The following is a 23783-nucleotide window of genomic DNA, read 5'->3' as shown; positions in this document are numbered from 1 at the left end:
ATGAATCAGTGTTGAAAGGCTGTCTACTCCCATGATACAAGCTCCGAACTCCCCTGTTTTGTAAGTTTACGTTTAACCGAGTACTCTATGAGGCTAGGGAGTTTTTTCGCAGCAAAACTGTCTGAGTTTGCCGTTGCAAACAACCAAATTTCTCCCCTATGTGGCCTGAAAAGCAATTTGTTTATAATTTGTTGAAGCTTTAATCTTTCCTGAGTTGAATAAACTCTCGAATCAACCACATACCATTTGTAGATTGTCAGCTTTTCTCCAGAAGGGCTCACAACATTCGATACAGAAACACTGTACTGCTTTAAAGGAAGACTAAATGATTCTTCTAACGAATACTTTGAAGGATCGAAGTCACGATTCAAGTAGCTCGCAAGCTCACTATTCTCTTCATTGAAATAAGCAACTAAGATACTTGAATTACAATTGCTATGCTTTAATGCTACTTGTTTCTCAAATGTAGGATTGTTTAATACTGCAAACTTACCAAACTGATTGCAAGAGTCATCCGACAATGCTGATAAATTGACCATGACATGTTCACTATCTTTGTTTTGCACTTGTATAAGGTTGTACAGGCCAAAGAAAACAATTATTAGTGCACAACATGTACTAACAACGAATAGAGAGACTCGCACTTTCTCATTCATAGGAGGTAGACCTTCTAATTGTGTTTTTTCCTCTCTCATAAGTTCACCTATGCCTAAGAGGCACACGATTACAAAAGCAAAGAAAAACCAACCGTATATAAGATGGTCAGCTCCTGCTGCATACTCCATATCAGTCCAGTAAGCTATTAAAATAATGCCATAAACTCGAACAATATTCGCTAATATAGGAAAGATTAAAGAGGTCGCTACAAATAAAGCTCTTCGTGTTTTAGTCACCAAGTTCAAGTAAGCGTATAAGCTACCTATTACAAAGCTTGCGATAAAAAAGCTTACGCCAGAGCATGCTTCCGCTACTAGGAACCGGCCTTGAGGAATTTCTATATATAAACCGCTTCGAAATAGTGGAACACCTGTTAAGCGCAATAGCGCTACGGCTCCGTCTGCAGCAATTTCTTGAAGATAAGGTACGAGTTGCTCTCCTACAGGTACACTAAACAACATAAAAATAAGTGGGAATAGAATTGTTCTCGCCGCCTGAGTCCCTAGCATCAGCCACATGAGTAAAGGTAACAATGCAAAGGTAGCTGCATGTAAAAAAAGTTGAACATCGCCAACAATACCGATCACATAAAGGAAAAGTGTAGGAATTATGAATATAAATGCTAATGGAGCTGGCTTTATTGGCTGTGCAAAAAGTACTCGTCGCTTTAAATAAATAAGGTAGAAAGCTCCAGGTACAATAAAAAAGCCATGGTTGAAGATTTCATTCACGTACCAAATTTGAATAACAGTGGAGAGGCCTTTCCAACAAAAAACAACCCACAAAGACAGTAGTACAAAGCAGCTAAAATAAAACGTTTTATTCACTTTGAAAGACATATCCCTTCCGTCAACGCTGGCATCGAGAGCTTCACTGTTACTCATGAGTTTATCCTTGCTCTTTTTTAAAACGCAGTTCGTTTATTTTATCTCGTAGGCTTGCTGCATTGTTACCCAATTAAAGTCTTTAAGCAGCTTTTCTACTTTGCCTTCCATTCTTGACAAGTTGATGTAGTGACGAGCTTTAGACTTCCATGGTGCAGAATTAAATTTTGGTTGATCAGCATCTATCTCCCAAGGGTGAAAATAGAAACTGTATGGCGCACTTTCAGATTGCATGAACTCAGTAATACGGCGTTTGGATAACCAATAAGGATAAAGACGAAAATAACCGCCACCACCAATCCCAATATTTGTTCCTTTCTTACGAACTGTTGGTATTGGAATCTCTATCAGACCATTCTCACGTTTGTATTTAAAGCGCGGCCAATCTGGTACACCATAGAGATCGTGGTTGATTGGATAAGTACTAGAAGAATAAACAAAGCCGAGCTCCTTGAGGATATTGTACGCCCACGTGTTCGAATCGTTAATTGAAAAACTCGGAGCTCTATAGCCTTTTAACGCCACACCGCCTATATCTTCAAGAATCTCTTTGCTTTGCTTAATATCATTGAAAAGCTCTTGCTCGGTCATCGTTGTAGCGCGTTGATGCGCTAGTCCGTGGCTCGCCAGCTCATGACCTTCACTTACTATCCGTTTGATAACATCTGGGCAGCGCTGCGCCACCCAGCCTAACGTAAAAAATGTCGATTTAACGTTATTTTGAGCAAACAAATCTAGAAGGCGATGGGTATTATCTCCCACTCTCAAGCCGATCGAATCCCAATCGCTTTTGTTTACTACGCCTTCAAAAGCAGAAACTTGAAAGTAGTCTTCCACATCTACTGTCATGGCATTGAGTCGATTATCTAGCTTCATGATTATCGCCCTTTGCCAAACAGTACAATTTCAACCGTACGGATAAGTATCAAAATATCTAACAGCAAACTTTGGTGTTTTACGTAATAAAGATCGAACTTAAGCTTTTCCATAGAGTCTTCTACGCTGGCGCCATAAGGGTAATTGAGCTGTGCCCAGCCAGCTAAACCTGGTTTAACGTTATGACGCTGATTGTAATAGGGCACTTCGCGTACAAGCTGCTCTACAAACTGAGGCCTCTCTGGACGAGGTCCGATAAATGCCATTTCACCTTTAAACACATTTAAAAGCTGTGGCAATTCGTCTACGCGGTACTTTCTAATAAAGTGGCCAATACGAGTAACGCGATCATCATTCTTACTTGCCCATTTAGCGCCATCTTTTTCTGCATCAGGTCGCATACTTCTGAATTTAATTATTTTGAAAAGCTTTCCGTTTAACCCCACTCGCTCTTGTTTATAGAAAACGGACACACCTGTACGTCTGCCATCATCGCAATAAATAATGAATGCGGTAATCAGCATAATTGGCCAAACAAAGAGGAATATGATGAACGCTAGGAACGCGTTGAGTGTGTAATCTAGCGCGTCTCGCAAATAATTCTGGCTCTGAAATCCATTGGAATAAATGACCCAACTCGGGTACATCAGGTTTACCACTATTTGCCCTGTTTCTCGCTCCATGAAATCTAAAAGCTCGGTAACTTCAATCCCTCTAAGCCTGCAGTCAAAAAGCACTTCTACAGGAAGCGTTCCACGACGTTGGTCGCAAGCGATGACTATTTCTTCTATTTCATTATCTGCAATGAACTGTTGAAAACTCTCGTCTACCTTAAGATGAATAATCTTCTCTTTTCGAATTCCGTCTTCGCGATTGTCTCCTGGAATTGGAATGAACCCTACAAGCTCAAACCCAATTCTATCCACATCTCTGCGCATACGCTTTTCAATAATTGAAGCTCTTTCCCCTGCCCCAAGGACTAATATGCGCACTTTCCCTAGGCCTAACAAGCCAAGACGGTTTGTGAAATACCTGAAAACAACTAAGGTTATAATAATTGAACAAACCGATGCCGGCAGGAAATAAGAATCCATAACCAAGTCATCAAAAAATGCTCGACTTAGCACTTCGACTAAAAAATAACTCAGTCCCACGCTTACGAATATGCGACGGATGATCCCCCGAAAAGTTTCTCTTAACTTCGCTTCATACAACCCAACGGATAACGAACACAACAATATTGAAACTGTAAGCATTCCTACGTTGATTATCAGTTTTTCCACCGCCACATTTGGCGACATTCCAATTTGCGTAAGGATAAAGTGAGAAATATAGCCCATGTAAGCAATGAGCAACGCTTCTGTTATTACTAGTATATTTGAGCGTTTATTTTGATTGCGCTTGTTTACTGCCACCCCTGGCCCCCTAAAACTGCGGCGTTTTTCCCATCATAAAGGGATTTATTCCAATAGACTACAATTGTTATTGGCATTATAGTGACATTTACCGTAGGGTAAACGGCAAAAGCCATAAATTAACCATAATGAGTGTAGGATGATCTCTTATGTTCCGCTTTAAAAAACTAATAACGTGCTGTGCTCCACTTTTACTTATCGGTCTTAATGGTTGCAGTAACACTGGCATTCTGCCTGAAGCAACTACCCGACCTTCACTAACTACCAATGTTAATGATTACCAATATTTAATTGGCCCAGGTGATTCCCTAACTATTTTTGTTTGGAGAAACCCAGAGGTTTCTGGCAATTTTATTGTTCGACCGGACGGAAAGGTGACCACTTCTCTAGTGGAAGATATTGATGTGGCTGGTAGAACGCCAACAATGCTTGCAAGGGAAATAGAAGAACAGCTTTCTACCTACATAAACAACCCGAGAGTGACGGTAAGTGTGAACAATTTCACTGGTCCTTTGAGTGAACAGGTTCGCGTGATTGGTGAAGCTACAAATCCAAGTGCTGTAAGTTACTCCGAGCACATGACGTTACTGGATTTAATGATAGCCGTAGGTGGTTTAACGGAATTTGCAGACGGAAATAACGCGAAACTGGTTCGAGTAATCGCCGGAAAACAAAAAACGTTCGAAATAAACATTGACGATTTGATTAGAGATGGTGATATCTCAAAAAATGTCGATATGCTACCTGGTGATATTGTAATTATTCCAGAAGCTTGGTTCTAGTTGTAAAGCAGTAAACGGAACAAATAATAAAATGCAGGACTTACAACAAACGCTAATCCAAATTCTTGATTACATTAAAGGGGTTTGGATTAAAAAGCGTTACGTGATTATTTTTTCATGGCTTATCTGCCCTATTGGCTTTTTATATGTTGCCAGCCTTCCCGATGTCTACTCTTCAAAAGCCCAAGTGTTCGTAGATACTCGCTCGGTTTTACAGCCATTACTGAAAGGATTAGCAATTCAGACTAATCCTGACCAAGAGATTCAAATGATGGCCAAAACATTACTCAGTAGAAGTAATGTAGAGAAAATTGCTCGAGAAAGTGACCTTGATATAACGACGCAAAATGAAGATGAGTTTGATGATTTGGTCAACAGGCTATCCAATAGCATACAGCTGAATAAAACTGGTAGAGATAATATTTACAATATAACGTATTCCAACCAATCTCCCAACACAGCTCAACGTGTGGTTCAAGAAACGCTAGACTTATTTGTTGAAGGCGCACTGGGTAATAACAGGAAGGATACAGACACCGCTGGTAGGTTTTTAGATGAACAAATTGCGGAGTATGAATCGAGACTTTCAGAATCGGAACAGCGTCTGGCTAATTTCAAGAGACAATATAATGATATTCTCCCGCTAGCCGGGACATATTATTCAAACCTACAGACTTTAAATAATGAACTTGAAGCTACTCGATTGCAGATAAGGCAAACTCAGCAACAAGTTGATTCACTTAAAAATCAAATCGGTAATGTAAAACGAGCTGACAGTTTTAGTGTTACCAATCAGAATGACTCAGTTTTACAGACACGATATGACGAAAGAATAAAAGCGCTAGAGGAAGAACTAGATAGACTATCTCTTCGATTTACAGATCTTCACCCTGACGTCGTTGAATCACGAGCTTTATTAGAAAGTCTTGAGAAGTCTAGGCAAAAAGAGATAGATGCCTTCCTAAACGCTGATGAAAGTAATAATACTCAACCTTTAACGGAACTGAACCGAGAGATTAAGCTCGAAGCCAGCCGTCTAGAGAGCCAAATTGCATCCCTTCGTGTTAAAGATAGTGATTTGCAAAGAAAAATTGCAGAACTCGAAAGTAAAGTAGACCTGATTCCTCAGATTGAAGCAGAATCCTCTGCATTGAATAGAGATTACGATGTTACAAAACGAAAATATGAAGAACTTTTGTCACGAAAAGAATCAGCAGACTTATCTCGAAGAGCTGATGTCTCAGCAGAAGACCTTCAATTCAGAATTATAGAGCCCCCGCTTCTTCCCAAGCGCCCTTCAGGCCCCAACAGGCTAATTTTTTACACTGCAGTGTTAATTTTGGGTTTCGGTACAGGAATTGGCATCGCATTTCTTATAAGCCAACTTAATCCTATTTTGATTAGGCCTAAGCAGTTACTCAATGTGTCAGATTATCCTATATGGGGTACTGTAACCCACTTGAACATTGAGCAAATAAATAAAACAAACAGAAACCGTCTTTTAGTGTTTCTGCTTTCCAGTGGTACTATTTTGGCAATGTACGGCGCCTTGGTCGCCGCTGAAATTATGAATATAGATTTGTTTGGAGGGCTTCTTTAATGAAAAATACAATTGAGAAGGCACTTCAAAAACAAAAAGAGGCGAAAGCAGCAAGTCAAAAGACTTCGTCTACAGAAAAAATTGAAGACGCTAGTCATTCAAACGCGCCTGAAGAGTCGAAGGTATCAATTGACAAACCTGCACCCGCAGAGCTTCCTGTTGAAACCGTAATTGCTGAAGAAAAGGAATTTATCAATAAAAAAGCTCCACTTGACGAGTTTGTTATTGATTTCGTGCGACTTGATAAGAACGGACATATTTCGCTTAACGGTGAGAGAAAACAAATTAATGAAGAGTACCGAGAAATAAAGCGTAAGCTTTTAGCAAATGCTTTTGGTTCACTAGCGAAAACCCTTCACAACCCGAACATTATTATGGTTACCAGTAGTCGCCCTTCTGAAGGGAAGACATTCACTGCAACCAACCTGGCGATGAGTATCGCATCGGAGCAGGATAAAACCGTACTTCTTGTGGACGCCGATGTACTTAAGCCTAATGTATTAAACACTTTAGGGTTAGAGCGTCGTAAAGGGCTAATGGAATACTTGACCGGGGACGTTGACGATATTTCAGATGTGCTGTACCCAACCAACATCGATAAGCTGAAAATTATTCCTGCTGGAAAATCGCACCATTTGTCTACCGAACTGCTAGCAAGCCAGAAAATGCATGACACTGTTAATGAATTTGCAAATAGATACCCAGATCGAATAGTTATTTTTGATACGCCTCCTCTCATTGGTATAAACGAGAGTGCTATTCTCGCTAATTTCGCTGGCCAAGCGGTTGTTGTCGTAGAAGAGGGCAAAGCGAAGATAGGCGATATTAAAATGTCTGTGGAGCGATTGAACCCAGAGATGGCCATAGGATTTGTAGTGAACAAGTCTGTACATAACGACACCGATGGAAGCGGATATTATGGGTATTATTACTCAGAGCGCAGCGAATAGGCGCGATACAATGCCTAAAAGAAGAATAATAAAGCCGACACTTGTTGCTGCAGCCGTCGCAACAAGTCTACCTGCTTTTGCAAAGCTTGACGTGAATGCTGTTGCCACAGCCGAAACCATCTACCAAAGTGTCGATACTGAGGAAAATGGAAACCGTTCACTTACAACAGTGACTGTGGCACCAAAAGTAAACGCTACTTATCAAACAAGAACATTTCAAGGGTTATGGTCCGGTACATACACCCATCTGGAACGCGATAACGACGATGCTAGCCAGCGCCAAGATTACGCAGAGTACAGCTATTCTGCTCAGTGGGAACCTCTTGAAAATTTATTATCTTTTCAAGCCGCTGGGGCATTGAGCTATCAGAATACTAATGCTTCAAATTTTCTGGTAACAGATTTTATTGTAAACTCTGACAGTTTGGCGAAAACTCGCTCGAATCGACTATCTTCTACGCTTACCCTAGATCAAGGCGACTGGGTAAGGGGGCAAGGCACAGCCTCATACTCAGATACAGCATCGGAGCGCTCATTAACTAACAGCAATGCTCTGGATAATGACAGTTATCAACTCTCAGGTACTTTACTCAACGGCGATGAAGCCAAGTATTTCATCTGGTCAGTTACAGGTACTTATCAGAATACTGAGAGAGGTCAAGCAAGTGCAGGCGACTTTGAGTCGAGAACCGGTGACGGTTATATTGATACTCGAATTTATGGCAACTGGGCCATTCGTTTAACTGCAAGACACGAAGCCAACCAGATCTCTGACAGAAATGACACGGGTAGTTTAGTCAGAGAGTTTAATTCATATGGCGCGGGCTTGACCTATCGACAAGCTGAAAATCGTTATATCTCAATTACGGCAAATAAAAGTGATTCCGATATAGAGGATGACGACGGTGAAACATTCGTAGGTGTTGATATGCAATGGGCTTTGAGTACCCGTACTCGCATTGCGGCTACATACGGGCGTCGTTTTTATGGTGAATCGGCATCAGCAAATATTAGCTACAATTCCAAATACTTACGAACCTCGTTCAGCTATTCGGAAGACGTTACAAACACGTCTCGCTTGTTAGCTGATCCAGAGAACTTAGGCGTATTTGTTTGCCCAGCTTCATCGACATCCATTGCTGACTGTTTTCAGCCCAATAGCTTAAGTTATACACCCTCCGCGGGAGAGCAATTGGTGCAGCTTACTTCTCAAAATCTAGAGTTTGACGACAACATCATTCTGCGAAAAAGTGCAAATTTTCAAGCAGGTTATGACTTTTCTAGAATTACCCTCGCTTTTTCTTGGCGATATGCCGAAGATGATTACTTAGACGAAGATAGACTAAGACGCACCTACTCATTCGGTACAAACGTAGCCTATAAAATTGGTAGCTATACCAACATAACTAGCAGTATTAACTACGCCAATATCACGGGTCAGGGTTCAGAAGACGTATTTAGAGGTGAAAGCGACAACTGGAATGCATCCATAGGTTTAGAAAGAGAGTTCGGTCGCCGGTTAAAAGCAAGTATTGATGCTAGGTACCTTAAACAAGAGGGAGATTTGAACGCTGGGGGACAGTTTGGTAACAACTATACCGACAGACGCTTAAGCGCATCTATTACCTACACCTATGACTAATTCACTGAATTTTTTTCAATATACTGGCTGCAGTTTGTAGGCAGTACTAGTCACCTAAACTCCAAAAAAAGCGCCCGATTTTACGTTAGTAAAAAGGCGCTTTTTTTGTTTATCAAATGATGGTGGCTACAAAGAAAGTATCACTCTTTCTTATCATCACTCTTAAGTCGGACATACGTTTTAAATTTCTTTTTCATAAGCTTATCGACGTATTGCGTCATTTTCACTTTTTGTGAAATGGCGTCATCTAAGGCATCAACTAATTCAGCTAACATATCCAAGTAGTATTTGGTGTCGCGAATAACATTGCCTTTAGGTGTCATGATAGTTTGGCTTTCAGGGTGGTCAGCAAAGCCCATATGCTCCGTCACTTCTGCGCCCGTTTTGTCAGGCTCAAACATTTCGGCTTTCACTTCTTCAATTACTTCGTTTACCGCGTCCGCGTCAAAGCTCTCTAGTTCTTCTAAAAAGCCATAAAGCATTACCCTGTCCATAAGGGTATTAATTTTTCGAGGAATGCCCCGAGAGAACATGTGAATTCGTTCAAACGCCTCTTCACTGAATAACTGTGAGCCGTTCCATCCCGCGTGGTGCAATCGGTACTCAATGTATTCTTTGCACTCTTCCAATGAAAGCGGAGCGAGATGGCAAGACGCCACAATACGTTGCCTAAATTGCTCCATATTCGGTGCGCGTAAAATAGGCTGCAGTTCTTCTTGCCCTAGCAAAAAGCTTTGAATCAACGGTTTGCCGTTCAGCTGAAAGTTACTCAGCATTCTTAATTCTTCAATGGTCTCTAACGGAAGATTTTGCGCTTCATCAACCAATAGTAAGGCGCGGCGACCCGCTTTGTTTAGATCGTATAAGAAAATTTCAAGCGCTTTTAAAATATCGGCTTTTGAGCGACCTTCCGTGGGGATATCAAATTTAGACGCGACCATTTTTACCAGTTCATCTGGCGACAGCTTTGGCGTAACTATTTGAGCTGCCGCAATGTCGTCTTCAATTTCTTCAAGCAAGCTGTTTGCTACGGTAGTTTTCCCGGTTCCAATTCCGCCGGTAATAACAATGAACCCTTCAGCTTGAGAAAGTCCATACTGTAGATAAGACATGGCGCGTTTGTGCCATTTACTTGCGAAGAAAAATTCTGGATCTGGGGTTAACTGAAACGGTTTCGAGTTAAGTCCATAATAACTTTCGTACATGCAATTTACCGTTTTTCCATTAAAAATGTGCGTTCGAACACGTGAATTCGAAACAGCGCGCTTATTCTCGTATATATGGTAACCAACATCGCGCGATTATCGAAGTAATATATTCACGCCGAGTCTTAAGGGCTGGTTGATCTATGTTGTACAGCAAAGGTCAACAAGCACTAGTTAATTCTGCTAATATAAAGCTACGAAAAATTTCTATACATTGAATTACATTGGCACAAAGTATACCAGCCAACGCAGGCAATACCCACCAGGGAAGTACAAAAGCTACGTGGTATCTCTACTTAGTTGAAAATAAGCTTGGCCAACTCTACACAGGAATTACCACTAACCCCAAGCGCCGCATAGCGCAACACCGAGGAGAGTTAAAAGGGGGCGCCAAGGCCTTAAAAGGTAAGGCACCACTGACCTTTAAAGCCATATTCGAAATGACTGACAAGTCACATGCATCAAAGCTTGAATATGAGGTAAAGAGAATGAGCCGCCCTCAAAAAAACGGGATTATTCGTAACGGGCAACTCAATGAGCTAATGTGTATGAAAACCCAATTTGAAGATTAAGACATTGGGTTGCGTTAGTTTCGTTATCCAGAAAAGAGTATTCCCCTACCCGCCTAAAACACCATTAATGATCATGGCGTTTCCTATGCTAAGTGTAAACCCAAGTGCAGCTACACCAACGTTATGCTGTTGATCGACTTCCTGCCGGAAATTCATGCCAAATAAAATAATTTTTTTGCTCGCTAGTACCAAAATATGTAGTGCGATTGCTAAGCCAACACTAACAATCAGCCAACCTGTTATATTGCTCACGTAGCCTGATGGGTTATAAATGAGTAAATTCTTCGCTGCCGACACAATCATAGCAGTTCCAAGTAAATTACCAGTGTGCTCGATAGCGAGTGCTAACTGCCCCTTCTCTAGCGCCCCTTGAAATGAGTCGTTTTGATTATCTCTTGCATATCTAAACTCTAAAATGCGCGTCATAACAAGCAACATGGTCAGAACCACGGTAAAGCCGGTCACAATAGCAATGATTGCGTTCATGTCGCTGCCATCAACCCACACCATAATATTGCGTAAAACAATTGCGCTTGCCACCAAACTAGCCGCATCAACCAGCGCCACGCTCACACTCCTTTCGGCAATCATCGCATGCGTATCAACTTTATTAAGTACTAATTTATCGTGAGCGAAGCGTCCGAACTTCACCAATATAATGCCCACAATGCCGAAAGTTACCATTCCAATCGCCGCTTCTTTATAACCCACGCCAATATGACGGCCAACAACCGAGCTCAATACTATGCACAACGACAGCATGCCTCCCGCAATGCTTATCCCAAATGCGAAATTATCTTTAACACCCAGTTCTTCTGTTACCGAGTATTTCCTAAATGCGCCTGTCAGCCACTTCATAATCATTAGCAGTACTAACGCAATTGCGACATCCATAGCGAGATATATCAGCAGTTCTTGCGTTAGAGGTACTAGTTTTACTAAGGCTTCCACGTTATCTTTGCTCCTTGAACACACAAAGTTCTTCTGATTAGTTTTTGATGTAGTTTCGAAAAATCAGTGATGGCTAATTGAATAGCGTTCATCTAATACAAACTTGTACAACGATGACATCGAACTTGTTCAGATTTATTTTAGTTAGGGCTAAATGACCTGTAGATCACACCCTGGGTTAGCAGGCACTTAACCACATTGAATGCAGAGCTGCACGTTAGCGCACTTAGCAGACCTTGTTTTGAGTACTTGCAATGGCAATTGTGAGTATTCAACCGTAAAACACGAGCGATATCTCATAAGACGCGAGCATTATGCCAACAGACAACGAAAATAGCATGACAAACGTAGAACTTGCCGAAAAATTTTGGCAGCAGTTGTTAACAGCGCCAGCAATTAGCGAAAGTGACAGAGCCGTAATTGAGGCTCATTGTGAAAAACTAATGCTCTCCTTCACGCGCTCCTCTTTCTTGGCTGAGACATTGATTCAAAATCCTTCATTTGTTTCTCGCATCGTTGAGCCTTATCAACCACCTGAGAAAAGTGAAGCGCTTAAATCTCTTGGCAATACCATGTCATCTGACTATCTCGCAAACCTAGAAAATGAATTGCACACCGTCGCTAGCGAAGATGACTTACTGCAAGTGTTGAGGAAATTTAGAAATAAAGAGATGGCGCGGATTACTTTCCTCGACGTTTTGAACAAGCAACCCATCGAAATATCACTTATTCAGGTTTCAGCATTAGCTGATGTACTTATTAACGGTGCGTACCACTGGCTTTATCAACATTTAGCTGCGCGCTATGGAAAACCACAAAGCCATAACCAAGACATGCACATGTATATCTTGGGTATGGGGAAATTAGGAGGAAAGGAACTCAACTTTTCTTCTGATATCGATTTAATTTTTACGTACCCAGAAAAAGGCGAAATCCAAGGTGGTCGAAAAAGCGTTGAGCATCAGCAGTTTTTTACCAAACTCGCGCAAAAACTAATCCAAGCATTGAACAAAGTGACTAATGACGGTCAAGTCTACCGCGTTGACATGCGTTTACGCCCCTTCGGCGATTCTGGCCCCCTTGTGATGCATTTCGCGGCACTTGAAGATTATTATCAAGATCAAGGTCGACACTGGGAGCGCTTTGCCATGGTAAAAGCGCGGGTGATTAACGATGATAATTCGCAAGATGTGAAATGGTTAAAGAGCATTTTGCACCCGTTTACCTTCCGTCGTTACTTAGACTTCACCACATTAGATGCCCTTCGTAACATGAAAAAGCTGATCGCCACAGAAATACGCAGACGCAGACTGAGTAACAATATAAAACTCGGCGCAGGTGGCATTCGTGAAGTGGAGTTTTTTGCCCAAAGTTTTCAGCTGATTCACGGAGGACGAGAGCCAGCATTACAAAGTAAGTCATTACTTCGCACGTTAGACGCATTAACTGAACTCGATATAGTCGAACGCGATGTAACGCAACAGCTAAAAAGTGACTATTTATTCCTAAGAAAAGTAGAGCACACGCTTCAACAAGCTCAAGATCGCCAGACCCAAACTCTTCCTGAGTTACCTTGGCAACAAGCTGCGCTTATTGAAGTCATGGGTTTTGATTCTTACAGTGAATTTTTAGTGCATTTAGATACTGTAATGGCGCGTATTCATGCCCATTTCAACGAGTTAGTAGAAGAGTCTCATGATACGCACTCAGAAGAAGACCAGCTTTTCACTGCCTGCCAAGATGCGTGGCGTCTTGCATTGCAAGAGGATGAGTTTACTGAAACCTTTGGCGAATACCTGTCTGCTAGCGATATTAAAGGCATATATTCTATTCTTGTCGCCTTCAAGGATAAGCAACGCAATTATCGCATAGGGCAAAAAGGTGAAGACACGTTAAATAAGTTGCTTCCCGAAATTTTGTATGTGCTCATCAACCAACATCCAAACTACATCCCACACGTACTCGACCGTTTACTCGGTGTTATTGAAGCGATTACAGGCCGAACCACTTACCTTGACTTGTTACTTGAAAATCCGGATGTACTAAAACAGTTAGTAAGGCTATGTGAACGAAGCGACTGGATTGCTCAAGAAATTAAGCGCTTTCCATTACTATTAGACGAATTACTCACGCCGTTATACCTAGGTCAGCAAAATACCGATATCCATACCAGCAAGCAGGAATATCAGCTGGAACTGCGTGAAATCATGCTTCGTATTGAACAAGACGATGTTGAAATGCTTATGGATGGGTGGAGGCAGTTCAAACTTTGCCAACAGCTTCGCATAGCCGCCAGCGACATCAGTGAATCACTACCTATAAACAACGTGAGCGATAAGCTTACGGTACTAGCTGAAGTGATATTGGAGAACGTAGTAGATGCTGCCTGGATGCAAATGCAACAGCGCTATGGCGCTCCAGCACACCTAGAGGGAACTGACAAAGGATTTGCCGTTATCGGCTATGGAAAACTAGGCGGGTATGAATTAGGTTACGGCTCAGACTTAGATTTAGTGTTTTTGCATAATGCTCCTCGCGGCATAAGCACAGACGGCAAGAAGTCTATTGAAGCGCAACAGTTTTACATTAAGTTGGCGCAGCGCATCATGCATCTTCTCAATACGAAGACGTTGTTTGGACAATTATACGAAACCGACTTGCGTCTACGCCCTTCTGGAAATGCGGGATTGTTATGCTGCCATATCGATGGTTTCGAGAAATACCAGACCGAAGAAGCATGGACTTGGGAACATCAAGCGCTCGTTCGTGCAAGAGCAATTTGCGGAGCCCCTCGCCTTTTGAATGACTTCACGCAGGTAAGAAGTTCCATACTAACTCGCTCTAGAAACGCTAAAACGTTGGCTGACGATGTGTGCAAAATGCGTTTAAAAATGCGGGAGCACTTGCTTTCAAAGGAGAACGACAAGGTAGACTTAAAGCAGTGTGTAGGTGGTATTACCGATATTGAGTTCATGGCTCAATATCTTGTACTCGCTAATGCAAAGTCACAGGCTGCCATGACAGAATATCCTGACAATCTTCGCATTTTTGACGCCGCAGCTAAGAGCAACATTATTGATGTCGCCACTGCGCACAAACTGCAAAAGGCGTATTTGAAGCTGCGAGAGCAATACCACCATTTAACGTTAGCTGATACCAAGTACGCAGATCAGAGCGAAGAACTAGATGCCATACGAGAACAAGTAACCATTCACTGGAATGCACTATTTGGCACGTGTAGCGGCTAGGCGATGAAGCTTAACCTCTAACCAAACGACAGTTGGTGGTGAGAAATTCTGTTTCTTGAGCAGTCACCACCAGCGAGCGTTGCTCTGCACATAAATATGCTTTTACTTGCCCTTCAAAACTACTGTCTATGGCACTGGCAATTTTAGCAAGCGATCCTGCAACCGTGTTGTCCAATTGAAACTGGTGCTTAATAACAAAGTCTTGCTCCAGGTTCCATATCACCTGCATGCCTTCAGCTTGAGCGTATTGCGAAATAGCTTCGCGCAGTGTGTTCCCTTCCTGGAACGTGCGGTATTTATGTTCGCCGGTCCAATTCTTTTCAACCGGACGGGTTTGGCTAGACATTTGTGCAAGCTTGTTGTCTAAATTAGGATCAACGCCCGCAATATCCAGAACAAAATCTCCCTGCTCATCTTCTGCTGGGTCAGTAGCAGACATACGGAAGTCTCGATAGAACTCACTTAACCCACGTGATACAGACTTTTCTTCCGCTTGCCCTTGCGGAACAGGCTCTTGGTCCTGTGTTTGAAGCATGTAAATGAGTACGCCAGCAATGATCACAAGCACTGCTGCTATGCCAATTTGCTTTGCCCAAAACGATGAACTTGAATAACCTGTCTGTCCCATACCTTACCAATGTGTAGCCACTTTTAATCGAAAATCAGCTTATGCTATGTATATGAACTTAAGCATAATTCTTCTATTTTAGTCTACCTTCGAACGGAAAGCCTATTATTCTATTTATCTAATTTTCATCGCTAGGTGTTTATTCATACACAGCTATAGTGATTTATACAGCGATTCAGGGTTACCTTCCGGTCTGGTTTTAAATCGCTTGTGCATCCACAAATAGCTTTCTGGCTGTTCTTTAACCGCAGCGTCTACATGTTGATTCAGTAATGTTAGTGCTTCAGCGTCTTCCATATCGCCTAACTGAGAAAGCGGTGGATAGATTTTAATTTTGTAACCGCGTTTGGTGTATTGCGACGTGATGATCATTGGCTCAGAGTGACTACGTCGAATAAACATCAGCGTCGCTGTAGTTGTCGCGGTATCTTTCACCCCACCAAATGGCACAAAGATACTTTGTTTCGGGCCATAATCCTGGTCGGGCAAATACAAACAAAGTTCTTTATCGTCAAGTGCAGCAAGTAAGGCTTTTGCGTTGCGCTTATCAATCATGTATTTGTTCGAGCGGTTTCGCCCATGATACTGAAGGTAATCAACGAGAGGGTTGTTGTGTTTGCGATAAAACGCGATGCTTGGACGGAAGAAGCCAATACCTCTACAGGCAAATTCCAGATTCATATTGTGAAGTGCCATACCAAAGACACCTTTGCCATTTGCAAGGGCCGCTTCAACATGCTCAGTGCCTTCAATCTCAATGGCTCGTTTTACGCGCCAGCTAGGCCACCACCATCCCATAGCAGTTTCAAATAGTGCCATGCCCGTACGCCGCACATTTTCTTTGTAAAGCGCCTCTACTTCATTGGCGGAAAGTGTAGGGTTCCAGAGCGTCAAGTTACGCTTTGCGACTTTTGCCCGTTTAGGAACAATTAATGCGATAAGTTTACCGGTACCGCCACCGATAGCGCGTATCACGGGTAAAGGCAACCATGTAATCGTATAAAGAACGAAAACACCTAACCATACAGGCCAAAACTTAGGGCCTAAAAATGCTAGTTTAAATTTAGGAGCTTTAATTGCCGCCGCCAATGTCTGTATCCTTTGAAACGAAGTGGGCGGCATTGTAGCAGAAGGTTTTTGGTGGGGCTAATTGAGACAGACAGCCCACAGTGCTCTTGCGATTAATAGAAGCACTTAAGCAGAGAGAGCCCACACTTGCTTTCTCTGCTTAAGAAACATATTGCTTGTTATCAATACAAACTGAAATCAGGTCACTAATATTCTTTATCGATTTGCTTCAACTTTTTCTCAAACGATTCATATTGCTCTTTTGAGTCATAGTCAAAATGGTATTGATTGTGAAAGCCGAACTGCAGCTTCACATTAACGTCTTCAATGTAAAGCGTATAGCCATCGTGATCTGTAAACGCAGTGATCCCATTAAGCTTATACTGTTCATCTTCTTTCGCGCCATGCTGGCGGATCTTGTCGAAAACCTGAAGTAAGAACTTGCTGTCTAATTCATTTTTCATTGTAAATCCATTGTTGAGAATTTATCTATTTTTACACAATCAAACGATTTTTGGATTTATCTAGGGCCTATATTTAAAACGACTATGCGAGTTAATAACTACAACCTAAAAGTTGTAGCGAAAACCTAAATTTACAATATGCGCAGAAAAATCATCTTTGCCACCAAAGTAGGTGTATTCCACGCGTACCATCGATTGTAAGCCTAAGTAGTAATCGAAGCCTAGCCCAGCTAATCCTGCAATAATTGTGTCATCGTATCCACACACAGCGGCTTCTGGGCCACAGGTATTGCTATCTATCGACGCATGCTCGATGTCAACGCTTGCCACGCCTAATTTATAATACAGCTCACCTTTCTGGCTACTCGCTTTACCTAGTAACGCCAAATAAGGGCCTTTAGATGAGATTGATTGCTCGTCGTTATCTGTATCAATAAAAGAGATATAGCCACCTTCTACATACCACTGGCGGTGAAATTGATAGCCTAAAGCAGCTGAATAGCTAATATCAGACTCATTATCTATTTCAGTATCTACGTTGCCAAAGCCAATATTTGCCACTGCATATCCGTTGGCTGATGCTAGTCCAGAAAAACCCAAGCTTGTTATAGCTGCACTTCCAATAAGGAACTTAGCGAAAAATGATGAAAGACGGCGCATTTTAATTACTTCTCCATGTTAAAGAACGCTCACTATAAAAGACAATGCCTCTGATTAAAACGAACAAACAGAGTTTAGATGAATACAGTTAACTGATAGCTGCACAAACAAGCGGTTTTATACCAGTCCGCATAGATAATTTCCCACGCAGCGAGAGGTAAAATGTTCGTAATCGCGGCGTGTTACCGCAGGTATAGTGGTTCTACATCAAGGTGACACAACCAGAGCGTTTTTTGACCATTAAATATCAGCAATGTTAATCCCTTGCATCACACTTTCGTATAAAAAAGACGCAAATAGTTTATATAACCACATGATTATTTGATAATTTTTACAAAATTTGATCTTTTTTAAATTAGGTGTAGTATTAACCTAAACAACTGGTCAGATGAGCGGATGAGTTATTATGAGTATCAGAACTAGCTTAAAGAAAGTATTACCCCCAATTTCAATCACAGAGCAAGAAGCCTTAGATGCAGGCGACGTGTGGATTGAATCTTCTATTTATCAGGGTAAGCCTGACATGCAGGCGCTACGCGATATCCCTCAGGCAAAACTGAGCGCAGAAGAACAAGCATTCATGGACGGTCCAGTAACCGAGTTGCTGAACATGATCGATGATTTTGAATTAGGCAACGGCAAGCACATTCCTCAGGACGTTTTAGACTTCCTAGGTAAGAACCGTTTCTTCTCTATGATCATTCCAAAGAAATTTGGTGGTCTTGAGTTCAGCCCGTATGCAAACTCTACTATCGTTGCCACTATCGCAGCGAAAAGCGGTGCAATTGCAGTAACCGTAATGGTCCCTAACTCATTAGGTCCAGGCGAGCTTCTTATGCACTACGGTACAACCGAGCAGCAAGATTACTGGCTACCTCGTCTAGCAGACGGTCGCGATATTCCGTGCTTCGCGCTTACCAGCCCTGAAGCAGGTTCTGACGCAGGTGCTATTCCTGATGCGGCTATCGTGACTAAAGGCGAATTCAACGGTGAAGAAGTACTTGGTTTACGCGTAAGCTGGGACAAGCGCTACATTACACTTGCACCAATTGCTACCGTACTAGGTCTTGCGTTTAAAGTGTTCGATCCAGACCAACTACTTGGCGACAAACTAGAGCTTGGCATTACTTGTGCTCTTCTACCTAAGTCTCACCCAGGTGTTGAACTAGGTAACCGTCACGACCCAATGGGTGTGCGCTTCTACAACGGTACTACTCGTGGTCAAGATGTGTTCATTCCTATGGACTTCATCATTGGTGGTCAAAAGAACATTGGTCGTGGTTGGCAGATGCTAGTTAGCTGTCTAGGTGCAGGTCGTGGTATTTCACTTCCAGCAATGGGCGTAGCGACTGCACAATCTGCATTTAAAGGCACGGTTGAGTATTCATTCGTACGTGAGCAGTTTGGTCTTCCAATTGGTCGCTTTGAAGGTATTCAAGAGAAAATGGCAGACATCGCGGGTAAGACTTTCTTACTTGAAGCGATGCGTGTTCTTACAACTGAAGGTCTAGGCTTAGGTGTTAAACCATCAGTAGTTACCGCTATTGCTAAATATCACATGACTGAACTAGGTCGTGATGTGATGAACTCTGCTATGGACATCCAGGCAGGTAAAGCGATTCAACGCGGTCCTCAGAATACGTTAGCGGGCGGCTATGCTGCGCTTCCTATCGCGATTACGGTAGAAGGTGCAAACATTCTTACCCGTAACTTAATGATCTTCGGTCAAGGTGCAATGCGTTGCCACCCGTACCTGAAAGACATGGTTGACCTAATCCACAGCAACGAAAGTTCTGCGGATGCAGAGTTCAACAAAGTACTTCGTAAAACAGTTGGCTTCAGCGTTAAAAATGCATTCCGCAGCCTAGGTAAAGGCTACCTTCCTTTCCTACGCGAGAGCGAGTCTGCTTTACCAGAAGTTCGCAAGTATGAGAAGCGTGTAAACAGCATCTCTGCAAAACTAGCACCACTTGCTGACTTGTCACTTGCGGTACTAGGCGGTGACCTTAAGAAAGCTGAGCTTTTATCAGCACGTCTAGGTGACGTAATGAGCTACCTATACGGTGCAATGGCAGCAATTCGTTTCTACGAGCAGCGCATCGAAGACAGAAAACTTGCGCTACCGTATTTCGAATACGCAATGCAGTGGTCTTTACAACAAGCGGATCAGGCAATTGTTAACTTTATCAACAATTTCCCGAACACGGCGACACGTGGTCTAATGCGTCTTCTTACAAATACCTACACCAACAGTGTTGCGGGTATCAGCGATGACCTAGTGCGTGAGCTTTCTATCGCGTCTATGCAAGATAACAGCGTGAAAGAGCAGCTTACTCACCTTGTTCGCGTTACGCCGGGAGATGGCAACGACATCAACGAGCAAGCGTTCAAAGCGAAGCACGCGGTAGCGCACCTTCTTGGCAAAGTGCAAAAAGCACTTCGCAAAGAGCCTGTAGTGCCGTTCATTTCTTTTGAACATGCACTTAACAAGCTTCAAGAAAAAGGCGTAGTAACGGCTGATGAAGCTGCTAAGCTTCACGACTATAACGAAAAACGCAAGCTAGCAGTTCGTGTAGACGAATACACGTTCGATATGGAACTTGTTCCAGCGTCTCAAACGCTTAAAGCGATTGATGGCGGTCAAAACGCTGCGTAAACTGTCATAATTGCAGTAACTTGATTAACAAAGCCCCATCCTTGAGATGGGGCTTTTTATTTGCCCGTTAAATTACCTTTCTATTGTTTCGTTCGTACTCTACCCTTAGCTTATCGTGGTTTTCTTAAACAAGGATTTGTAAAGTGAAAACGATGCGCTTTATGGGCATTCAAACCGTTTCAACATTTTTTATTCTCTTTATCTCGTCGCTGCTATTCAATTCAAACGCCAGTGCCCAGCACGATGATACTAACTTCGTCATTGGAGAACTAACTCATCCTCGAGTAAGTAGCTTCTATAAACCCCTAATAGCACGTGCGTACCAAGATATCGGCATTGAGGTTACATTCGAAAAAGTGGGTGGGGAAAGAGGCTTACGGCTATTGAATGAAGGAATGACAGATGCAGATATTATTCGCTATGACGTAGTGTCTCAGCCTGACAATAACATTGTAATTGTTCCTCCAGCACTGTCTCATGGCGCATCATTTCTATTGTGTATACGAGGAGCTGAGTGCAATAAAAGCATAATTCAACAACCAGATAAGGCAATAGCCGTTACTACCCGATTTTTCTTCAATATGCACGCCAAACCTGGCGAGTTAAATGCCAACATCTTTGAATTTGATGACTTTCACCACGTCATAAATTTACTGCTCAACGGGCGATTTGACTACGCTATTTTACCGAGTGACTCTTCTGAAGAAGCCATTTTCGAACAATCTGGAATTGAGTATATACCTCTAGTGGAACACGAATTGGTACACGTTATTCATAAGAAACATAGCCATTTAATTGACCAACTTTCTGCAGCAATCGCCAAGCAGCTTCAGCTACTCAAAGCCGCGGAGAGTGAATAAATAAAAAACGCCCGCATCAATTGCGGGCGTTAATTGAACAATAACTAGTACCTTCGCACTAGATATTTGCTCGTTAGTCGAACATATATTTAAGCGACAGCACTGTAGTACGGCCGTTCAATGGACGTGCTCTGATGTAGCTACCAACTTCTGCTGAACCTTCTTCTGACTCAGTGATGATAAATTCATCAGTGGCGTTATTTACATTAAGCGACACAGAAAATTGGTCGTTCACCCAATAAGTGGCAAACAAGTTTACAAGGTTATAACCTTCTTGTTTAAGGTCGTTATTGTCCTGAACATAGTACTCTGTCGAGCCTTGTAGTGAGGCACCAACAGACCATGTATCAGTAACGTACTCAGGGGTAATAGTCCAAATCCAATCTGCTTGGCGGCGTGGAGTATTTCCTTCAAGTGCAGGATTGTTTACGTCTTTACTGATTTCAGCGTCTGTCCACGTTAAGTTACCGGATAGCACGAAATTATCAGTTGCTGTCCAGCGGCCTTCAAGCTCTAAACCTGTTGCTTCATATTCGCGCATAAAGGTTAAACCACTGGTTACCTCTGCTTGCGTATCTTCAGTAACAGTATCAAACAAGGTTGCGTTAACCATGAGGTCTTTCGTACCGTATTTGTAACCTACCTCGAATTGTTTCGTTGTATCGTAACCCGATGTTGTGCTTGTTAAGCTGCCGTCTGTAGTCAATGTACCGCCAATCTGTAGTAAACGATCCGCGATAGCACGGCCACCTTTTGAGTAACGGGCAAAGAATGTCTGACTGGCGCTTAGCAGGTACGAACCACCGATTGAATAAGACGTATTATTCGCGCTGTAATCAACAATTTGAGATGACGCACCTGCGCGATTTAAGTTGATAACACCACCGCTAATGAAGCCGCTGTTGATTGCTGAAGCATCTTCAATTTGCTCAATAGTTCCGTTACCGTTTAGGTCGAAGTCAGCATTTCCGCCGCAGCATGAGCTGATGAGTTCACCTGAAGCTTCGGTCGTGTCATGTCGTACTGATGCATCTATAAGAATGTTATCTGACAATTCAAAACCAACGTTCATGTACGGCGCTTTTGTTACATAGTTTAAGTCCCACTCCCACGAAAGGAAGCTTGGTGACAGTAAACCGTTTGAAACAAGTTCCACGCCATCGCCATCGGTAACTGTTAGAAGCTGTGAATTGTCACCGTCTAGAGTTTGTATAAATGTCTGCCAGCTTGACCAGCTTGTGGCGATGTCCTGGTTTGAGTAGTAATAACCTACTGTGAGGTCGATACCGTTATCAAATTCTTTACGCAAGCTGAAATCGTTGATCATGTTACCCAGATCGTTGATTCTTGTGTCGAACTGAAGGTTTGTAAATGCTTGACCTGTGTACACTTCACCAGCGCCAGGTCCGTTCGCGAGCACAACACTTGTGCTGTCGCAATTCAGCGCATTTCCGTCACCGTCAGTAGCGCCGGCACAAAGTGCAGAAGCGAAATTCGATACATCGCCAGGGCCCGCTGGGAATCCATCAGTAAATGGAGCAATAAAACCACCTGAGATATCTGAAATACGGAACTTGTTTAATAAGAACAAGTTTTCAGCCACTTCGAGGTCAACTTCAACGCCAAATGAGTTTACTTTTGATTCGATACCATCGCGGACGTCGCGATTCTCTGGATTACCATAGCTGTCAAAAGTAGAAATGTTTGTGTTGTAAGCTGAGTTTAATGCCTGTGAGCTAGCATCGTAACCAGGTACTGGGCCATATTCACCATCGCCTTTCACCAATACCGGAGAAGGAAGGTATGTTGATACTTTGTCATCAAGGTTTTTATAGAAGAAACGGATGTGACCGTTATCTAGCATCTTAGTGATATTGAACTTAACCTGACCGCCTTGGTCGCCATTGTATCCCGTTTCTCGCGGGCCCTCTCCACCACGGGCAAAGCCAGCAATGTGGTAGTAAAGGTCGTCGCTAATTTCACCGCCATAGCGAAAATCTAAACGAAACTCTTCATAATCGACGCCAAATGACGTTCCAATGGCACCGCCACCTACTTCGCCCGTGTTGCTAATTAAGTTAATAACACCGCCTGGCGAGTTACTTGCGAATGTTGACGCTGAACCACCGCGCACTGCTTCCACATTCGCTACTGACCAGTCGTAGCGTAAAAAGTTATCGGCATTGCCAAAGTTAATATCACCATATTCTAAAACAGGTAAACCGTCTTCGTGGATTTGCAAGAATTTAGAACCACCCGTCGCAAGTGGAATACCGCGAATAGTAATATTTGCGTTACCGCCACCGCCTGAAGACTCGGCACGAATACCGGGTAACGCGCGAAATACCTCAGCGGTAGAGCGAGGAGCTAGTTTAAGAATATCGTCTTCGTCGAATGCACTTACAGAAACACTAGCTTCTTGCATCGTTGCACCACCCGGTGCAGCGGTAACCACAATCTGTTCGAATTTTTCTTTCGACTTTGCGTCAGCATCAGCTGTTGATGATTCCTGCGCGATAACCGAGCCCGAAAAAGCGGCGCAAATCGCTAGGGTCAAAGCATTGAGTGTGTGATTTTTGTTCATTTTTTCTCCGGCAATGTGTTGAATTTGTTAAATCCAAGGTAGCCTCTGCCCCTTTAACGTAGGGAGGCGGCAACACAATTC

The 23783-nt window shown here is 42.7% G+C and carries 18 protein-coding genes; 8 read left to right on the top strand and 10 right to left on the bottom strand.

Annotated elements, in window-relative coordinates; all coding sequences use genetic code 11:
- Positions 1 to 23: 23 nt before the first annotated feature.
- From xrtA to MHN00_RS06885, 3 genes are read right to left on the bottom strand one after another with little or no spacing between them, the layout of a single operon-like run.
- Positions 24 to 1541 carry an exosortase A gene (gene xrtA / locus MHN00_RS06895; RefSeq protein ID WP_239300751.1) on the bottom strand — a complete coding sequence of 506 codons (1518 nt, stop codon included), beginning with the start codon at positions 1539 to 1541 and terminating at the stop codon, positions 24 to 26.
- A gap of 36 nt (positions 1542 to 1577) precedes the next feature.
- Positions 1578 to 2417, bottom strand: coding sequence for an XrtA system polysaccharide deacetylase (locus MHN00_RS06890; protein WP_239300750.1), 840 nt, complete (start codon positions 2415 to 2417; stop codon positions 1578 to 1580).
- Positions 2418 to 2419: 2 nt separating this feature from the next.
- Positions 2420 to 3832 (bottom strand): TIGR03013 family XrtA/PEP-CTERM system glycosyltransferase, encoded by a 1413-nt coding sequence (locus tag MHN00_RS06885; RefSeq protein ID WP_014977095.1) that lies wholly within the window; start codon positions 3830 to 3832, stop codon positions 2420 to 2422.
- A 149-nt stretch (positions 3833 to 3981) separates the two neighbouring features.
- Here MHN00_RS06885 and MHN00_RS06880 point away from each other — a divergent pair, with 149 nt between their 5' ends.
- Genes MHN00_RS06880 through MHN00_RS06865 form a run of 4 tightly spaced genes read left to right on the top strand, consistent with a single transcriptional unit; the run spans position 3982 to position 8806 of the window.
- A complete protein-coding gene (locus MHN00_RS06880) occupies positions 3982 to 4614 on the top strand; it encodes an XrtA/PEP-CTERM system exopolysaccharide export protein (protein WP_014950246.1) in 633 nt (210 codons plus the stop codon).
- A gap of 31 nt (positions 4615 to 4645) precedes the next feature.
- The gene (locus tag MHN00_RS06875) at positions 4646 to 6214 is read left to right on the top strand and encodes an XrtA system polysaccharide chain length determinant (protein WP_069944660.1); all 1569 of its coding nucleotides are present in this window, start codon (positions 4646 to 4648) and stop codon (positions 6212 to 6214) included.
- Entirely contained in the window at positions 6214 to 7164 is a 951-nt protein-coding gene (locus MHN00_RS06870; protein ID WP_156078655.1) for an XrtA-associated tyrosine autokinase, read from the top strand. The genes MHN00_RS06875 and MHN00_RS06870 overlap by 1 nt, the downstream gene beginning before the upstream one ends.
- A 10-nt stretch (positions 7165 to 7174) precedes the next feature.
- Positions 7175 to 8806 carry a TIGR03016 family PEP-CTERM system-associated outer membrane protein gene (locus MHN00_RS06865; protein ID WP_239300749.1) on the top strand — a complete coding sequence of 544 codons (1632 nt, stop codon included), beginning with the start codon at positions 7175 to 7177 and terminating at the stop codon, positions 8804 to 8806.
- A gap of 140 nt (positions 8807 to 8946) precedes the next feature.
- Here MHN00_RS06865 and MHN00_RS06860 read toward each other — a convergent pair whose 3' ends face one another.
- On the bottom strand, positions 8947 to 10011 hold the full coding sequence (locus tag MHN00_RS06860) for an XrtA/PEP-CTERM system-associated ATPase (protein ID WP_014977100.1): 1065 nt from the start codon (positions 10009 to 10011) through the stop codon (positions 8947 to 8949).
- 224 nt (positions 10012 to 10235) lie between these two features.
- On the opposite strand from MHN00_RS06860, the gene MHN00_RS06855 reads away from it, so the two are divergent.
- The gene (locus tag MHN00_RS06855) at positions 10236 to 10583 is read left to right on the top strand and encodes a GIY-YIG nuclease family protein (protein ID WP_239300748.1); all 348 of its coding nucleotides are present in this window, start codon (positions 10236 to 10238) and stop codon (positions 10581 to 10583) included.
- A gap of 45 nt (positions 10584 to 10628) precedes the next feature.
- Here MHN00_RS06855 and MHN00_RS06850 read toward each other — a convergent pair whose 3' ends face one another.
- Positions 10629 to 11534 (bottom strand): DUF350 domain-containing protein, encoded by a 906-nt coding sequence (locus MHN00_RS06850; RefSeq protein WP_014950251.1) that lies wholly within the window; start codon positions 11532 to 11534, stop codon positions 10629 to 10631.
- A 314-nt stretch (positions 11535 to 11848) separates the two neighbouring features.
- Here MHN00_RS06850 and glnE point away from each other — a divergent pair, with 314 nt between their 5' ends.
- Entirely contained in the window at positions 11849 to 14782 is a 2934-nt protein-coding gene (glnE, locus tag MHN00_RS06845; protein WP_239300747.1) for a bifunctional [glutamate--ammonia ligase]-adenylyl-L-tyrosine phosphorylase/[glutamate--ammonia-ligase] adenylyltransferase, read from the top strand.
- A gap of 10 nt (positions 14783 to 14792) precedes the next feature.
- Here glnE and MHN00_RS06840 read toward each other — a convergent pair whose 3' ends face one another.
- The 4 genes from MHN00_RS06840 to MHN00_RS06825 all read right to left on the bottom strand — a co-directional run bounded on the left by MHN00_RS06840 (position 14793) and on the right by MHN00_RS06825 (position 17602).
- Positions 14793 to 15410 carry a TcpQ domain-containing protein gene (locus MHN00_RS06840; protein WP_061486285.1) on the bottom strand — a complete coding sequence of 206 codons (618 nt, stop codon included), beginning with the start codon at positions 15408 to 15410 and terminating at the stop codon, positions 14793 to 14795.
- A gap of 153 nt (positions 15411 to 15563) precedes the next feature.
- The gene (gene lpxL, locus MHN00_RS06835) at positions 15564 to 16499 is read right to left on the bottom strand and encodes an LpxL/LpxP family Kdo(2)-lipid IV(A) lauroyl/palmitoleoyl acyltransferase (protein ID WP_239300746.1); all 936 of its coding nucleotides are present in this window, start codon (positions 16497 to 16499) and stop codon (positions 15564 to 15566) included.
- A 185-nt stretch (positions 16500 to 16684) separates the two neighbouring features.
- The gene (locus MHN00_RS06830) at positions 16685 to 16942 is read right to left on the bottom strand and encodes a DUF3081 domain-containing protein (protein ID WP_014950255.1); all 258 of its coding nucleotides are present in this window, start codon (positions 16940 to 16942) and stop codon (positions 16685 to 16687) included.
- Positions 16943 to 17047: 105 nt separating this feature from the next.
- Positions 17048 to 17602, bottom strand: coding sequence for an outer membrane beta-barrel protein (locus tag MHN00_RS06825; RefSeq protein WP_039228466.1), 555 nt, complete (start codon positions 17600 to 17602; stop codon positions 17048 to 17050).
- A gap of 406 nt (positions 17603 to 18008) precedes the next feature.
- Here MHN00_RS06825 and MHN00_RS06820 point away from each other — a divergent pair, with 406 nt between their 5' ends.
- Positions 18009 to 20258, top strand: coding sequence for an acyl-CoA dehydrogenase (locus MHN00_RS06820; protein WP_014950257.1), 2250 nt, complete (start codon positions 18009 to 18011; stop codon positions 20256 to 20258).
- A gap of 152 nt (positions 20259 to 20410) precedes the next feature.
- A complete protein-coding gene (locus tag MHN00_RS06815) occupies positions 20411 to 21118 on the top strand; it encodes a hypothetical protein (protein ID WP_239300857.1) in 708 nt (235 codons plus the stop codon).
- Positions 21119 to 21191: 73 nt separating this feature from the next.
- Here the strand turns inward: MHN00_RS06815 and MHN00_RS06810 are convergent, their stop codons facing one another.
- Positions 21192 to 23702: a TonB-dependent receptor gene (locus MHN00_RS06810; RefSeq protein WP_239300745.1), complete on the bottom strand. Its 2511-nt coding sequence runs from the start codon at positions 23700 to 23702 to the stop codon at positions 21192 to 21194.
- Positions 23703 to 23783 lie beyond the last annotated feature (81 nt).

The organism is Alteromonas sp. Cnat2-8, assembly GCF_022348355.1.
GTDB classification, from domain to species: domain Bacteria; phylum Pseudomonadota; class Gammaproteobacteria; order Enterobacterales; family Alteromonadaceae; genus Alteromonas; species Alteromonas macleodii.
Note: the sequence above shows the minus strand (reverse complement) of the source record. Positions and strands in the feature narration are given on the sequence as shown.